At 63.1% G+C, this 14,774-nt stretch carries 19 protein-coding genes; 13 read left to right on the forward strand and 6 right to left on the reverse strand.

Annotated elements, in window-relative coordinates; all coding sequences use genetic code 11:
- Positions 1 to 58: 58 nt before the first annotated feature.
- The gene (locus J2858_RS00845) at positions 59 to 307 is read left to right on the forward strand and encodes a type II toxin-antitoxin system Phd/YefM family antitoxin (protein ID WP_210102867.1); all 249 of its coding nucleotides are present in this window, start codon (positions 59 to 61) and stop codon (positions 305 to 307) included.
- Positions 307 to 708 carry a type II toxin-antitoxin system VapC family toxin gene (locus J2858_RS00850; RefSeq protein ID WP_210102868.1) on the forward strand — a complete coding sequence of 134 codons (402 nt, stop codon included), beginning with the start codon at positions 307 to 309 and terminating at the stop codon, positions 706 to 708. The genes J2858_RS00845 and J2858_RS00850 overlap by 1 nt, the downstream gene beginning before the upstream one ends.
- Positions 709 to 720: 12 nt before the next feature.
- Here J2858_RS00850 and J2858_RS00855 read toward each other — a convergent pair whose 3' ends face one another.
- The 3 genes from J2858_RS00855 to J2858_RS00865 all read right to left on the reverse strand — a co-directional run bounded on the left by J2858_RS00855 (position 721) and on the right by J2858_RS00865 (position 3,654).
- The gene (locus J2858_RS00855) at positions 721 to 1,065 is read right to left on the reverse strand and encodes a cupin domain-containing protein (protein ID WP_210102869.1); all 345 of its coding nucleotides are present in this window, start codon (positions 1,063 to 1,065) and stop codon (positions 721 to 723) included.
- Between the two features lie 221 nt (positions 1,066 to 1,286).
- Positions 1,287 to 2,234, reverse strand: a complete 948-nt coding sequence (locus J2858_RS00860; protein WP_245365503.1) for a YiiG family protein — start codon at positions 2,232 to 2,234, stop codon at positions 1,287 to 1,289.
- Positions 2,235 to 2,367: 133 nt separating this feature from the next.
- Positions 2,368 to 3,654, reverse strand: a complete 1,287-nt coding sequence (locus tag J2858_RS00865) for an O-acetylhomoserine aminocarboxypropyltransferase (protein ID WP_210102870.1) — start codon at positions 3,652 to 3,654, stop codon at positions 2,368 to 2,370.
- Between the two features lie 264 nt (positions 3,655 to 3,918).
- On the opposite strand from J2858_RS00865, the gene J2858_RS00870 reads away from it, so the two are divergent.
- Positions 3,919 to 4,344: a DUF6455 family protein gene (locus tag J2858_RS00870; RefSeq protein WP_210102871.1), complete on the forward strand. Its 426-nt coding sequence runs from the start codon at positions 3,919 to 3,921 to the stop codon at positions 4,342 to 4,344.
- Between the two features lie 36 nt (positions 4,345 to 4,380).
- On the opposite strand, the gene J2858_RS00875 is transcribed toward J2858_RS00870, so the two are convergent.
- Positions 4,381 to 4,815: a CoA-binding protein gene (locus J2858_RS00875; protein WP_210102872.1), complete on the reverse strand. Its 435-nt coding sequence runs from the start codon at positions 4,813 to 4,815 to the stop codon at positions 4,381 to 4,383.
- 111 nt (positions 4,816 to 4,926) lie between these two features.
- Here J2858_RS00875 and J2858_RS00880 point away from each other — a divergent pair, with 111 nt between their 5' ends.
- From J2858_RS00880 to rpsI, 3 genes are all read left to right on the forward strand, one after another.
- Positions 4,927 to 5,280, forward strand: a complete 354-nt coding sequence (locus J2858_RS00880) for a hypothetical protein (protein ID WP_210102873.1) — start codon at positions 4,927 to 4,929, stop codon at positions 5,278 to 5,280.
- Positions 5,281 to 5,555: 275 nt separating this feature from the next.
- The gene (gene rplM, locus J2858_RS00885; protein ID WP_210102874.1) at positions 5,556 to 6,020 is read left to right on the forward strand and encodes a 50S ribosomal protein L13; all 465 of its coding nucleotides are present in this window, start codon (positions 5,556 to 5,558) and stop codon (positions 6,018 to 6,020) included.
- A gap of 2 nt (positions 6,021 to 6,022) precedes the next feature.
- Positions 6,023 to 6,490 (forward strand): 30S ribosomal protein S9, encoded by a 468-nt coding sequence (gene rpsI, locus J2858_RS00890; RefSeq protein ID WP_210102875.1) that lies wholly within the window; start codon positions 6,023 to 6,025, stop codon positions 6,488 to 6,490.
- A 101-nt stretch (positions 6,491 to 6,591) separates the two neighbouring features.
- Here the strand turns inward: rpsI and J2858_RS00895 are convergent, their stop codons facing one another.
- On the reverse strand, positions 6,592 to 7,272 hold the full coding sequence (locus J2858_RS00895) for a carbonic anhydrase (protein WP_245365504.1): 681 nt from the start codon (positions 7,270 to 7,272) through the stop codon (positions 6,592 to 6,594).
- A 448-nt stretch (positions 7,273 to 7,720) separates the two neighbouring features.
- On the opposite strand from J2858_RS00895, the gene speB reads away from it, so the two are divergent.
- From speB to J2858_RS00920, 5 genes are all read left to right on the forward strand, one after another.
- Positions 7,721 to 8,674 (forward strand): agmatinase, encoded by a 954-nt coding sequence (gene speB, locus J2858_RS00900; RefSeq protein WP_210102877.1) that lies wholly within the window; start codon positions 7,721 to 7,723, stop codon positions 8,672 to 8,674.
- A gap of 71 nt (positions 8,675 to 8,745) precedes the next feature.
- Positions 8,746 to 9,678, forward strand: a complete 933-nt coding sequence (gene argC / locus J2858_RS00905) for an N-acetyl-gamma-glutamyl-phosphate reductase (protein ID WP_210102878.1) — start codon at positions 8,746 to 8,748, stop codon at positions 9,676 to 9,678.
- A gap of 53 nt (positions 9,679 to 9,731) precedes the next feature.
- Complete coding sequence (locus J2858_RS00910; RefSeq protein WP_210102879.1) at positions 9,732 to 10,130, forward strand: VOC family protein; 399 nt, start codon at positions 9,732 to 9,734, stop codon at positions 10,128 to 10,130.
- Positions 10,131 to 10,132: 2 nt separating this feature from the next.
- On the forward strand, positions 10,133 to 10,993 hold the full coding sequence (locus J2858_RS00915; protein WP_245365505.1) for an aminoglycoside phosphotransferase family protein: 861 nt from the start codon (positions 10,133 to 10,135) through the stop codon (positions 10,991 to 10,993).
- A 77-nt stretch (positions 10,994 to 11,070) separates the two neighbouring features.
- Positions 11,071 to 11,898, forward strand: a complete 828-nt coding sequence (locus J2858_RS00920; RefSeq protein ID WP_210102880.1) for a DODA-type extradiol aromatic ring-opening family dioxygenase — start codon at positions 11,071 to 11,073, stop codon at positions 11,896 to 11,898.
- 8 nt (positions 11,899 to 11,906) lie between these two features.
- Here the strand turns inward: J2858_RS00920 and J2858_RS00925 are convergent, their stop codons facing one another.
- Positions 11,907 to 13,001, reverse strand: a complete 1,095-nt coding sequence (locus J2858_RS00925; protein WP_210102881.1) for a COX15/CtaA family protein — start codon at positions 12,999 to 13,001, stop codon at positions 11,907 to 11,909.
- A 141-nt stretch (positions 13,002 to 13,142) separates the two neighbouring features.
- Here J2858_RS00925 and J2858_RS00930 point away from each other — a divergent pair, with 141 nt between their 5' ends.
- Positions 13,143 to 13,352: a DUF2842 domain-containing protein gene (locus J2858_RS00930; protein WP_210102882.1), complete on the forward strand. Its 210-nt coding sequence runs from the start codon at positions 13,143 to 13,145 to the stop codon at positions 13,350 to 13,352.
- Between the two features lie 183 nt (positions 13,353 to 13,535).
- The gene (locus J2858_RS00935) at positions 13,536 to 14,768 is read left to right on the forward strand and encodes a GNAT family N-acetyltransferase (protein WP_210102883.1); all 1,233 of its coding nucleotides are present in this window, start codon (positions 13,536 to 13,538) and stop codon (positions 14,766 to 14,768) included.
- Positions 14,769 to 14,774 lie beyond the last annotated feature (6 nt).

A 14,774-nucleotide genomic window follows, 5' to 3' on the forward strand; every position in this document is an offset into this window, starting at 1 on the left:
ATTTTGCCAGTTTTCCGCTTTGCGTGTAATCTGCCGCCACTCAGAGCGGAGAAGAGACATGCGCCATGTTTCGATTGCAGAGGCCCGGAAGCACTTCGATGAACTGATCGCGCTTGCGCGCGAGGGCGAGACCATTGTGCTGACCGAAGACGGGAAGACGGTGGTGGAACTCAAGGCGGCACCGGCGCCGCGCCAGCCGGTGGATGTCGAGGCGCTGCAGCGGGATCTGGCGGAGCTGCGCAGTTCGATGCAGGGCGTCACGCTCGAGGAACTGATGAGCTATCGCCATGAAGGGCATGATCGTTGATGCCGCTGGTCATCGACGCATCCATTACCGCCTCCTGGCTTCTTCCCGACGAGCAGAGCGCGGGAGGACAGGCCTGGTTCGTGCAGACCCTGCGCCGGAGCGCGGCCGTGCCGGCCATATGGCAATATGAGGTGCGCAATATTTTGAGGATCTGCGAAAAGCGGGGACGGCTCGGTCCCGTCGGTATCGGCAAGGCACTGGAAACGCTTTCAACCCTTCCGATTGTCACGGCAGCCATGCAGGGATGGGATCATATCATGTGGCTGAGCGCGCACCACAACCTGACCATCTACGACGCATCCTATCTCGAACTGGCGCTTCGGCTGGACGGCCAGCTTGCCACCTTCGACAGGGCGCTCGCCGCCGCCGCGCAGCAAAATGGTGTGCTGGCGACGGTGTAGGCGCGTCCCTTCTTACAGACGGATGACATAGTCCTTGCGGGTGGTTTCCACCACCTCCCAGGTGCCGCGAAAACCCGGGCGCAGGATCATGCGGTCGCCGGCCTTCAGGTGGTGTTGCGTACCATCCTCTGCCGTGACGATCGAATGGCCTTCGAGGATGTGGAAATATTCCCACTCGTCATAGGCGATGCGCCAGGTGCCGGGCGTTGCCTCCCAGACGCCGGCATAGAGCCCGCCATCGGCTTCTTCAATGTTCCAGGTGCGGAAGACGGGGTTGCCGGAGATCAGCCGGTCGGGTGCAGGAGCTCCCTCTTCCGGCGTGATGGCCGCGAGATCGAAAGAAAGGCTGAGCGTCATGGTCTCCTCGTGCATGGTTGAGGACCGGCGGCGGAACCTCGGCCGTCCGGCGCGTTGTCATCCGGCAGGATGCCGCGTCCATCCATGGCAAAATCCACGTGGCAAGAAAAGCCGGCACAGAGGTTGAGCCCCCTGCCGGTGATGGTTGACACAGCCGCTCCACCGGCCGGACGCGCGGAAGGTGCCCGCGAGCCCAGCCGTGGACGTGCAGCGACGGGAGTTCAGTCCTTGGCGAAGGTCGTTGCGGTCTGCGATGTCGAAACCATGGTGTTGTAGTCCGAGATCAGCCATTCGAGATCGGCGCCGGCGCCCTTGCGCGCATCGCCCTTGGCCTTCCGCAGCTTCTCGTCGAAATCGCGCAGCTTGGACAGAAGCGAGGCGGGCCGGGATTCAAACACGTGGAACGAATCCGGGTGCTCGAGCGCGTAATCGTCGAAATCCTTCACCGCTGCCGCATAGGCGTCGAGGCTTTTCTCGAACTCCGGCATGGCAACGACCGGCTTTTCGTTGGTCGGCATCAGGTCCATGATGGCTTCCGCGTGGAACATGACATTGCGCACGTGCCAGCGCGACTTGCGGCCTTCCGCCTTTTCAAGCGCCTCCAGGCCGGCAAGGTCGAGCTTGACCTTTTCCGACCGAAGCGCGGCGTCGGCCTTGGCGCGCCGCTCCATGTAGAGGGGAGCAAGGGCGGCGATCTCCTTGTGGAAGGCCCTGCCCGCTTCCATCTTGTCCGACTTGTAGTCCTGCCGTTCGTAATACTTGTTGGCGCGTTCGATGACCGGTGCCAGTTGCTGGTAGGTCTCGACATAGGCGACCATGGCCGCATCCAGATCCGGCATTTTCGGTTCGACCCCCGCGGCAGCGGTGACGGCGGTTGCCTGCGCGCGCACGTCGTAGAGCGAATAGAGCCCGTAAATGATCCGCTCCTTGCCGGTCGGCCCCTTCTTCATGTCCACCCAGCTGTCGTAGCGCTGCAGCGACTCGGAAGCGCGCAGGGTCCGGTTGAGGAACTCGACATAGGTGTTCATCTTGGCCGTTGCCGCTTCCATGTCGGAGGGGTCCTGCGCGGTCTGGGCAAAGGCGGCGCTGCCGTCAAAGACCATGGGCAGCGGGGCCAGAGCCGAGAGGGAAAGGAACATGGCGGCGATTGCGGTTGTGCGCTGTAGCATTCAATCATCCCTGAACGTGACGTTTGGGGAGGATTTGTAAGGCGGATCAAGGATTTCAAGCTTGCAGACGAAAATTGCCCGCCGCAGTCGCATGACCACGGCGGGCGGGCAGACAAAGCCTCGGCAAGATGCCTCAGGCGATCCTCGCCAGCGACTGGTCGAGATCGGCGATGATATCGGCGATATCCTCGATGCCGACCGACAGGCGCACGACATCCGGGCCGGCGCCTGCAGCCACCTGCTGCTCGGCCGTCAGCTGGCGGTGCGTGGTGGAGGCCGGGTGGATCACCAGCGAGCGCGTATCGCCGATATTGGCAAGGTGCGAAAAGAGCTTCAGCCCCTCGACAAAGCTCTTGCCGGCCTCATAGCCGCCCTTCAGGCCGAAGGTGAAGACGGCACCGGCCCCTTTCGGCGAATAGCGGGTCTGCAATTCGTGGTTCGGGTCGTCTTCCAAGCCGGCGTAATTCACCCAGGACACCTTGTCATGGCCCTTCAGCCACTGAGCAACCGCGGCCGCATTGTCGCAGTGGCGCTGCATGCGAAGCGGCAGCGTTTCGATGCCGGTCAGAATCATGAAGGCGTTGAACGGCGAGATCGCCGGCCCAAGATCGCGAAGGCCGAGCACGCGGGCGGCAATGGCAAAGGCGAAATTGCCGAAGGTCTGGTGGAGGACGAGGCCGGCATATTCGGGGCGCGGTTCCGACAGCATCGGATAACGGCCCGACGCCGACCAGTCGAAGGTGCCGCCATCGACGAGGATGCCGCCCATGGAATTGCCGTGACCGCCCAGAAACTTAGTCAGCGAGTGGATGACGATATCGGCGCCGTGTTCGAGCGGGCGCACCAGATAGGGGCTAGCCATCGTATTGTCGACGATGAGCGGCAGGCCATGCGCCTGCGCGACCTCGGCAATGGCTGCGATATCGACAAAGGTGCCGCCGGGATTGGCAAGGCTTTCGATGAAGAAGGCCTGCGTGTTCTCATCGACCAGCGCGGCAAAGCTTGCCGGATCCGCGGGATCTGCCCAGCGCACCTCCCAGCCGAAATTTTTGAAGGCATGGCCGAACTGGTTGATCGAGCCGCCATAGAGGCGCTTTGCCGCGACAAAATTGCTGCCCGGCTTCATGATCGTGTGAAAGACCAGCATCTGGGCCGCATGGCCGGAGGCGACGGCAAGCGCCGCCGTGCCGCCTTCCAGCGCGGCCACCTTCTCTTCGAGCACCGCCTGCGTCGGGTTCATGATGCGGGTATAGATATTGCCGAATTCCTTGAGGCCGAAGAGGGCCGCCGCATGGTCGGCATCGTTGAACACGAAGGAGGTCGTCTGGTAGATCGGCGTGGCGCGGGCACCGGTTGCCGGGTCGGGCTTGGCGCCCGCATGGATGGCGAGCGTGGAAAAGCCCGGATGATTCGTCGTCATGTCTGTCCTCCCGAAATGTCGTGTCGCCTGCCCTTCGTTGGCTGCAAGCCCGGCAGGTCGCGCTGGACTATAGCCCGCCCCCTTGCCCGGCGACAGCGTTCTCAACGGCCAAGTGGCGGGATGCAGAAGAAGGATTTTGCGGCAAGGTGCGGCCGGCCGGAAAAATCGCTTCAACCGCGACCACAGCAACCCGTTGCTTGATGCGGATCAATGCAATCGCCGGCGCCTCTTTCATCCTGCAGAAAAGATGAAGGGAGAACGGCCATGACAGCATCAATCGAGGGCTCAACAGGCTTTGCCGCGCGGCTTGCGCATCTTTACGGCCAATTTCGCAACTGCTTTACCGTCGAGGACGGTTTCGAGCGTCTCGACCGCGATCTTCAACGGCAGACGGCGCTCGATATCGGCGTGGCGCCCGATCGGCTTGCCGCCATCGCCGCCAAGGGTCCCGGCAGCGCCGAGGAGATGGATCGGCTGATGCATGCGCTTCATATCGATCCGGTGGAAGTGCGCCTGCTGCAGCCGGCCGCCTACCGCGAGATGCAGGCCAACTGCGCGCTGTGCGCTTCCAAGGCGACCTGCCGGCACGACCTGTCCGAGGGCACCGCCGCTGCGGAATTTTCTACCTATTGCAACAATGCCGACCACATGAACGGGCTTCGCGCCGAGCCGGACCTTCTGGAAGACTGACCGGCGCGCCGTTGCGACCGCCCCGATGCGCTGCCTTCAGAAGAAATGGCGAAGGCGCGGATATTCCATGGCCGGGCAGCGGTTCATCACGACCTTGATGCCGGCCGCTTCGGCTCTTGCCGCCGCGGCATCGTCGCGCACGCCAAGCTGCATCCAGACAACCTTCGGCAGCGTTTCCAGCGCCAGCAGTTCGTCCATCAGGGCGCCGACATGGGCTGACGCCCGGAAGACATCGACCATGTCTACCGGTTCGGCAATATCCGCAAGCCGCGCCACCACCGTCTGGCCAAGGATGACCTTGCCCGCCTGCCCCGGATTGACGGGGATGACATGATAGCCTTTCGCCAGCAGGAAGGCCGAGACGCCGTGGCTCGGGCGCGAGGGATTGAGGGAAGCACCGACGACGGCAACCGTTTTCACGGTCTTCAGAATGTCGGCCAGATAGGCATCGTCATACTGATCATGGTTCATGGTTATTCCTCCCGGCACATGAGGTTTGATCGCCACCCTTTTGGCACCACCCTTGGCCGTCAACAGAGTGTGCGCTAGTTACGTTCCCGGAGCCTTAAAAGGGAATAGACAATGCGAAAGATTCTCGCGACTGCAGTGCTTGCCGTGCTCGGCACCGCTTTCCTCGCCGGCGCCGAGGCGCAGGCCATCTCGCGCTACAATTCCACCGCCATGTCCTGCGCTGCCGTGCAGGATGCGATCGCCCGCGAAGGTGCGGCCATCCTGCGCTATCCCGGCCGCAACGGCATCACGCTTTACGACCGCTACGTCGCCTCCGGCCGGCTTTGCGCCTCCGGCGAATTTGCCAAGGCTTCCAGCGTTCCGACGACGGATTTGCGCAATTGCCCCGTGCGCCACTGCGAACGCCGGCCGGACCCGGAAGATTGCCGCAACTTCCTTGAACCCGGCTGTTTCGGCCTCGATTGAGCCGCGTTCCGCCGCGAAAACACGGATTTTGCCAGCCGAATTTGTGGTAACATAAAACCACATACCTAGGCCATTGATTTCATTGACCTATATTTCCACCAGCAAAAAGCCGGCTGCTTGACGCTTGCCGGCACCATCCGTATAAGCCGCGCCAGGCAGCGCCTCCCGAACCGGAGGTGCGCCATTGGCGTGAAAACGCCTTTTCAAGACAAGCAACAAGAAACGCCTGGGGTCGGGGCTTGCTCCACCCGGGATTATCGAGAAGAGAGCAACATATGTCTACCTTCGTTCAGAAGCCCGCTGAGGTGGAGAAGAAGTGGGTGCTGATCGACGCCGAAGGTCTCGTCGTCGGACGCCTCGCCACCATCATTGCAAACCGCCTGCGCGGCAAGCACAAGGCTACCTACACCCCCCACGTTGACGACGGCGACAACGTCATCGTCATCAATGCCGACAAGGTCGTCTTCACCGGCAAGAAGTACACCGACAAGACGTACTACTGGCACACCGGTTATCCGGGCGGCATCAAGGAGCGCACCGCGCGCGCCATCATCGAAGGACGTTTCCCGGAACGCGTCGTTGAAAAGGCTGTCGAGCGCATGATCCCGCGCGGCCCGCTTGGCCGTCGCCAGATGAAGAACCTGCGCGTTTACGCCGGCTCCAACCATCCCCATGAAGCACAGCAGCCGGTCTCGCTCGACGTGGCCAAGCTGAACAGCAAGAACGTAAGGAGCGCCTGATCATGGCCGATCTCTCCTCCCTGAAGGATCTCGCTTCGGCGACCGAATCCCAGGCTCCGGTTCACGTCCGCAAGGTCGACGCCCAGGGCCGCTCCTACGCCACCGGCAAGCGCAAGAACGCCGTTGCCCGCGTATGGGTCAAGCCGGGCACCGGCAAGATCATTGTCAACGGCAAGGAATTCGCGGACTACTTCGCCCGCCCGGTTCTGCAGATGATCCTGCAGCAGCCGATCGTGGCTGCAGCCCGCACCGGCCAGTTCGACATCATCGCAACGGTTGCCGGCGGCGGTCTTTCCGGCCAGGCCGGTGCCGTTCGTCACGGCCTGTCCAAGGCCCTCACCTACTTCGAGCCGGGCCTGCGCGGCGTTCTGAAGAAGGGCGGCTTCCTGACCCGCGACAGCCGCGTGGTCGAGCGCAAGAAGTACGGCAAGGCCAAGGCCCGTCGTTCGTTCCAGTTCTCCAAGCGTTAATCGCTCGGGTCTGTCACAGACATGGAAAAGGCGGGGCTTCGGCTCCGCCTTTTTTGTTTCATCGCTTCCGAGCCTGCGCCGGGCGGGACGAAAGACGCGTGCTAGCCCAAAAACTCAACCGTTCCGGTGTCGAGGTCGTAGCGGCCGTAGACCACCTTCACCTTGCCCTCGTGCACGAACTCGGAGACGATCGGGCTTTCGGTGGCGATTTTCTGTGCGGTGCGGCGCGCGCTTTCCTTGACGACGTTATCGACAAAATCGCCCGGCTTGCCGAGAAGATCGCGGGCGGCCGGCACCATGGCCTCCACCATTGGCCCGATGGAGCCCGGCAGTTTCGTGCCCTTTTCCGCCACTTCGCAGGCAGCCGAAATGGCGCCGCAGCGCTCGTGGCCGAGAACCAGGATCAGCGGCGAGCCGAGATGTTCGACACCGTATTCGATGGAGCCCATCACCGCCGTATCGGCGATATTGCCGGCATTGCGGCAGACGAAGAGTTCGCCGAGATTGACGCCACCAAACAGAAGTTCCGGCGACAGCCGGCTGTCGGCACAGGTGAGAACCGTTGCCCACGGCTTCTGCCCCTTGGCGACCGTCGCGCGCGTGGAGCCGATATCGGCGGCGCAGAGCTGCGGGGCCGAGACGAATTTCGCATTGCCGGCCTTCAGGCGCGCCAGCGCCTCATCGGGCGACAGGCCCTTGGCAGCCTCGGCCGCTGCCGCCGGGCGGCCCAGACCACCGAACAGCGCAAGCCCCATGCCCGCCGCTCCCGCAACCGTCATCATCCGACGACGGCTCATCGTCACACAATCAAGACACATGGATGTTTCCCCCGGAAAAGTCAGCGGCCCCCAACATCATGCCGCCGATGACAGAGTGTATCCGGCCCGCCGCCCATGTAAATCTGTTTTTCCAGTGCATAGTTTCCGATATATTATTAACTACATTACGACAAACTATCGCATTACAATGTAATTATTTGTCATCTTTTCTATTTAATTTCATAAAATCGGATTATATTTTTGAAATTACTTACCGACAAAGTCTCACCTTTTGCGGTCGAAGCCGGCCCCGCAAGGAATGGCGGAGAACAGGCGCAACCCTCTGCAGCCGTCGCCCACCCTCACCTCTTCCAGCAAGCGCCTGAGACGGCTAAAAACGGCGCTGGCGCGTCGGCAAACTTGCCGCCCCACGCAGCCTGCAGCACTCTGACGCCCTTTCAAGGATATCGTTATGGCCAGCAAAAGCATCGACCACGCCTTTTCCGCCACCGGCAACCGGGGCGCCGCGACAGACCCGACCTATGCCGGGGCGCTGTCCTTCATGCGGCGGCGCTTTACCAAGGATCTTTCGGGGGTCGATGCGGTGGTGCTGGGCATTCCCTTCGATGCAGCGACCTCCAACCGGCCGGGCGCGCGCTTCGGGCCGCAGGCGATCCGGCGAGCCTCGGCGATTTTTGACAACGACCCGCAATACCCGTTTGCGCGCGACCTGTTTGAGGACATGGCCGTCATCGATTACGGCGATGTGCTGCTCGATTACGGCAATCACCAGACGACGCCGGGCCGCATCCGGGACGAGGCGGAGCACATTCTTGCCGCGGACGCCTATCTCTTAGGCCTCGGCGGCGACCATTTCGTCACCTGGCCACTGCTGCAGGCGCATGCGGCGCGGCATGGACCGCTGGCGCTCGTGCATTTCGATGCCCATCAGGACACCTGGGAGGATGACGGGCAGCGGATCGACCATGGCTCCTTCGTGGCGCGCGCCGTGCGCGACGGGGTGATCGACGCGACACGCTCGATCCAGATCGGCATCCGCACGCAGGCGCCGGAGGATTTCGGCATCCGCATCTTCAAGGGCGATGCGGTGGAGGACATCCGCGCTGGCGAGATTGCCGACGCGATCCTTGCCCATGTCGGCGATGGCCCCTGCTACCTGACCTTCGACATCGACTGCCTCGACCCGGCCTTTGCACCCGGCACAGGCACGCCGGTTTCCGGCGGGCCGTCGTCGGCGAAAATGCTGTCGGTTCTGCGCAAGCTTGGGCGTCTCGACATCCGGGGCTCGGACGTGGTGGAGGTGGCCCCTGCCTATGACCATGCCGATATCACCGCCATTGCCGCGGCAACGGTCGCCATGTATATGCTGGGGCTGAGAGCCGAGCGTCTTGCGGCACGCCGTTAACAAACTGAATCAAGACGCGGGTAAACTGAATCCGGACCCTTTTGTAACACGCTGATTTTACAGGTAGAGACATGAGCGCGAAAATTTTCATCGATGGCGAACACGGAACCACGGGGCTGCAGATCCGCACCCGCATGGCCGGCCGCCGCGATGTGACGCTGCTCTCGATTCCCGAATCCGAGCGGCGCAATGCAGCGCTGCGCGAGGACCTCCTCAACAGCGCCGACATCGCGATCCTCTGCCTGCCGGACGACGCCTCGAAGGAGGCCGTCGCCATGCTTTCCGGCAATAACAACGTGCGCATCATCGACACCTCGACGGCCTATCGCGTCGCCGAAGACTGGGCCTATGGTTTCGCCGAGATGGATGCCGCGCAGGCCGGCAAGATCCGTTCGGCGCGCACGGTCGCCAATCCCGGCTGCTACCCGACCGGTGCCATCGGCCTCATCCGTCCGCTGCGGGCCGCAGGCCTGTTGCCGGACGGCTATCCCGTCACGGTCAACGCCGTGTCCGGCTATACGGGCGGCGGCAAGCAGTTGATCGCGCAGATGGAAGACCAGACGCGCGCAGACGCCATCACCGCCAATAATTTTCTCTACGGGCTGACGCTGAAGCACAAGCACGTGCCGGAAATGAGGACGCATGGCCTGCTGGACCGCGCGCCCCTCTTCTCGCCCTCCGTCGGCCGCTTCGCCCAGGGCATGATCGTGGAGGTGCCGCTCTTCATCGACCAGCTTGCCGAAGGCACGACGCTGAAGACAATTCATGCGGCGCTCGTGGCGCATTATGCCGGCCAGTCGATCGTGACGGTCGTGCCGCTTGAGGACAGCACCACGCTCGCGCGCATCGATGCCGAGGAACTGGTGGGGGAGGACACGATGAAGCTTTACGTGTTCGGCACCGAAGGGGGCGCGCATGTGAACCTCGTTGCCGTTCTCGACAATCTCGGCAAGGGAGCCTCGGGTGCTGCCGTGCAGAACATGGACCTGATGCTGTCAGCCTGATGCCGTTTGCCTGATTCTGGCGGCACGAGGCTTCATCGGGAGGGAGGCCCCACATGATCGATCATCTCGGACTTTCGGTCGCAGACTTTGCCCGCGCGCGCGCATTCTATGATGCGGTGATGCCGACACTCGGCGCCGCCTGCGTGATGGCCGTGACGGCGGAGGAGACCGGCGGCACCTATGAGGGAGCCGGCTATGGCCGAGGCGGCAAGCCGTCCTTCTGGGTCGGCAGCGGCGGCCGCACCAAAGGAAGCCTGCATGTGGCCTTCGTGGCCGACAGCCGGGACGCCGTCGATGCCTTTTATGCGGCAGCCATGGCGGCGGGTGCCACGGATAACGGCGCGCCGAGTGTGCGGGAGCATTATCATCCGAACTACTATGCCGCCTTCGTGCTCGACCCGGACGGCCACAACATCGAGGCCGTCTGCCATCTGCCACCGGCCGGCGCCTGACCATGGGCGATGGCCCGCAGCCCGTTGATGCGCTGCTGCGCGCCGATCTCATGGCTGCCTGGCGGCTGCAGGCGCCGAGCCTGCTTGCCGATACGCATTCGAGCCGGCTCTATCGCGTGACACGCACCGATGGCCGCGGCGCGATCCTCAAACTGCTGAAACCCGAAGGGCTTGGCGAACGGGCAGGCTTTGCCTATCTCGGCTGGCGCGACGGCCTGGGCGCCGTGCGTCTGCTGGAGCAGACGGATGATGCCTGCCTGCTGGAGGATGCCGGCCACCAGAGCCTTGCCGATATTCACAGAGCGCGAGGCGACGACGCCGCAACGCCGATCCTCTGCCAGCTTCTGCCGCTGCTGCATGCCCCTTCCGACCGGGCGCCGCCGTCCGATCTGATCCCGCTGGAGCGGCATTTCCGCAGCCTGTTCCAACTAGCGGAAAAGGACGGCCCGTACCAGGAGATGGCGGTCTGGGCAGCCTGGCACGCCCGCGACCTCATCAACCCCCAGACGCGGCAGATCCCGCTGCATGGCGACCTGCACCATGATAATGTGATGCGAGACGCAGACGGCATCTGGCGCGTCATCGACCCGCAGGGGCTTTATGGCGATCCGGCATATGAGGTGGCCAATGTTTTCGGCAATCCCGGCGGCGCGCATCTGTTCGACCCGGGCCGCGTGATGCGGCTCGCCGAAGCATTCGCGCCGGTGCTGGGCTGCGAGCCCCTACCGGTGCTGCGCTACGCTGGCGCCCATGCCATGCTGTCGACCGCCTGGTCGCTCAACGAACCGGACAACGCGAATGCGGCGGAAAATATCCGTGAGCGGGTCGCCGTTGCAGGCTATATTCGTTCACTGATCGCGTAACAATCTGTTTGAAGTTTGTGTTGTAGTGTGAACAGCAGATCGTCGTTATGATCGTGGCAGGATTGGAGAGCACTTTCATGCCACAGACGCGGTTTCCCGTTTATTTCATCCCCCATGGCGGCGGCCCCTGGCCCTTCATGGAGTTTCCGAAGGACAGCGCGGGCAAGGGCCCGTGGGACGAACTGGGCGCCTTCCTGCGCGGGCTTGACGGGGAGATCGGCCGGCGTCCGAAGGCGGTGCTGGTCGTTTCCGGCCACTGGGAGAAGGAACCGGTGCCGACGCTCAGCACTGCGCCGAAGCCGCCGATGCTGTTCGACTACTATAATTTCCCGCCGCATACCTACGAACTCTCCTACCCAGCGATGAACTCGCTGGAGCTTGCCGCCCGCGCGCGTCAATTGCTGTCGGACGCGGGTATTGCCTCGGCGGAAGATCCGGCGCGCGGCTTCGACCACGGCGTCTTCATTCCCTTCATGCTGATCTATCCCGATGCGGATGTGCCGATCACCATGATTTCGCTGAAGAACACGCTCGACGTGGAAAGCCATGTGGCAATCGGCGAGGCGCTGGCGCCGCTGCGCGACGAGGACGTGCTGATCATCGCCTCGGGCATGACCTATCACAACATGCCGAAATTCCGCAAAGCCGATGCCGAGCATGTGGCCGAAGCGGTGCGCTTTGACGACTGGCTGGCCGATGTGATTGCCGATCCCGACCCGAAGGCCCGCGCCGACCGTCTGGCGACCTGGCAGGACAATCCTGATGCGCTGGCCTGCCATGTGCCTGACCATGACCATCTGGTGCCGCTGTTCGTGGCAGCGGGTGCCGCCGGCGGCGATCAGGGTGCCCGCATCTTCACGACGGATTTCCTCGGCAAACCCTATTCAGCCTATCGCTTCGGCTAATCCCAAGGTCAGAGACGGCGCGGCACCGCCTCGTCGCGGGGGAATTCACCGTAAAAGCCACGCCAGTGGCTGATGGCATAGGCGAGCACGATGAGGCCGCCTGCCTGATGCAGCAGCCCGGCCTCGATCGGTACATGCGTCAGAAGCGTGATGATGCCGATCGTCGCCTGGGCACAGACAAGACCGAACAGCACCATGGCGCCCTTGGCATGCGTGCTGCCCAGCGCCTTGTTCACCGAAACGATCATGTGAATGAAAGTGAGCGTCAGCAGCAGATAGGCGCCGCAGCGGTGGACGAACTGCACCGTCTTCGGGTTTTCGAACAGGTTGATCCAGGCCGGCGTGTGGGTGAACAGATCGCCGGGCACCAGCGCGCCATCCATCAGCGGCCAAGTATTGTAGGAAAAGCCGGCATCGAGCCCTGCCACCAGCGCACCGAGATAGATCTGGAACAGCACGAGGAAGGCAAGGCCGGCAGCGGCCAGATGCGACTTCGGCGTCGGCGGCACATCGACTTTCTGCGGTGTGAGCCCGCGCATGATGAAGGTGGAGGCTGCAAAGATCAGGCAGGCGATGGTCAGATGCGTGGCCAGTCGGTACTGCGAGACATCGACGCGCTGCGTGAGGCCCGACGAGACCATCCACCAGCCGACAAAACCCTGAAAGCCGCCAAGCGCCAGAAGCCCGACCAGCGGCCAGCGCAGCCGCTTCTCGACGCGGCCCGTCAGCCAGAAGTAGGCGAGCGGCAGGGCAAAGACGAGGCCGATGGCGCGCGCCAGCAGCCGGTGCGCCCATTCCCACCAGAAGATCGTCTTGAACTCGTCCAGCGACATGCCGCGATTGATCTGCTGGTATTGCGGGATCTGGCGGTAAAGCTCGAGTTCCTCTTCCCATTCCTTCACAGAGAGCGGCGGAATGACGCCGTGGATCGGCTTCCATTCGGTGATCGACAGGCCCGAATCGGTAAGCCGCGTAGCACCGCCGACCAGCACGAGACAGAAAAGCGTGAACAGCACGACCTGCAGCCAGCGCCGAAGCGCGGTGCGATTTTCCGCCACGCGACGGTCCGTGCCGCCAAGGCCGATGACATCCGAGGTCGCCATGTGATCTCCTGCCTGTTGCAAGCCTGACATTTATCAACAATGTCCGCCAAGCGTTGATTTGCCTGAGGCGCCGGTGCAAAACAAGCCCTTGCGGTTTGCGGCATGCCGTCGCGCCCCTTAAAGACCAGAGCGAGGATCACGATGCCCCTGCGGCTCAAAAAGTTCATCGGCACCATCCTCATCATCATCCTGGTGCTGACCTATGCGCTGCTTGCCACCACCATCGCCTCGCTGACGCTCGCCGCCTCGCCCTGGTGGGTGCATTTCCTCTATTTCCTGCTCACCGGACTGTTGTGGATCCTGCCGGCCATGCTGATCATCAAATGGATGGCCGGCCCGCGCCCGCGCTAGAGTATTTCAGGACGGAAAACCGTTTCACACTGCTCCTGGAAATGCTCCTGAGGCGCATTTACCCTTCCTTCACCACGGGCGGCGGCTGCAGGGCTCAATACGCACCTGATAAACATCTTGTTTCCCCAGACCTTCTAGGCTGCGCCGGTTGAGACGGATCCGGCAGCAGACGAAGGAATGGAAATGATGGCGCAAGACCTTGTCCTGGAAGCGGACGCGGGCCGGGACAGCGCCGCAGCAAAGGCCATTCCCGTCGAGCAGGCCCGCATGGGAGACATGGTTCTGTCGCTGGCCGGGCGGATGGAGGATCTGGAGCCCGCCTGGCGCCGGATGCAGGCGCTGCCGCGCAATTCGCTGCATCAGGGATACGACTGGTGCAAGGCGTGGTTCGACAGTGCGGGCTCGGAGCTTGCGCTGGTCGAGGGACGGATCGGCGGCCGCACGGTGATGATCCTGCCGCTGGACATCCACAGGCGTGCCGGCCTCAGCATCGCCTATCCCCCGGCGCATGGCTACAACAATTTCAACAGCGGTCTGTTTGCGCAGGATTTTCAGCTGACGGCGCAGGAGCAGGCGCAGTTTTCCAGAAAACTAGGCCGATGCCTTTCCGGCTGCGCCGACCTGGTGGTGATCGATGCGGTGCCGCTTGTCTGGCGCGGGCTTCGCCACCCTTTCGCCGATCTCGCCACCGTTCCCCACCCGAACAATTCGTTCCAGCTGCCGATCCTCGACACGTTCGAACGGACGCTCAGCCAGCTGAACGCCAAGCGGCGGCGCAAGAAATTCCGCATCCAGACGCGCCGGATGGAAGAGGCCGGCGGCTTTGACCATTACATCCCGCGCACGCGCGACGAGAGCCATGCGCTGCTCGAAGTCTTCTTTGCCCAGAAGCGCCGGCGCTTCGAGGCGCATGGCCTGCCGGACGCCTTTGGCCGGCCGGCGGTGCGCGCATTCTATCACGCGCTTCTCGACGCGCCGGCGAACGGCTCTGACCAGCCGCTCTTCCTGCATGCGCTGAGGCTTTCGGGCGATGCGGAAAAGCCGGTCGTTGCGGTCTCCGGCATGTCGCGCAAGGGCGACCACCTGATCTGCCAGTTCGGCTCGATCGATGCGGTGCGGGTGCCAGACGCGAGCCCCGGCGAACTGTTATATTGGCTGATGATCGAGCAGGCGGGGGCCCAGGGCATCAGCCTGTTTGATTTCGGCGTCGGCGACCAAGGCTACAAGCGCAGTTGGTGCCCGGTGGAAACGGAACTGTCCGACATTCTCATCCCACTAACGGCAAGGGGCCGGCTGGCGGCCCGTCTTCATGCCGGCGTCGTGCGCCTGAAAGGCCGCGTCAAGCGGAGCCCGATGCTCTACCGGCTGCTGCAGCGGCTGAGGGCCGGCAAAGGCCGTGCCGATTCCGAGGCGTGACCGGCG

The sequence above is a fragment of the Neorhizobium galegae genome (assembly GCF_017877135.1).
GTDB classification, from domain to species: Bacteria; Pseudomonadota; Alphaproteobacteria; order Rhizobiales; family Rhizobiaceae; genus Neorhizobium; species Neorhizobium galegae_A.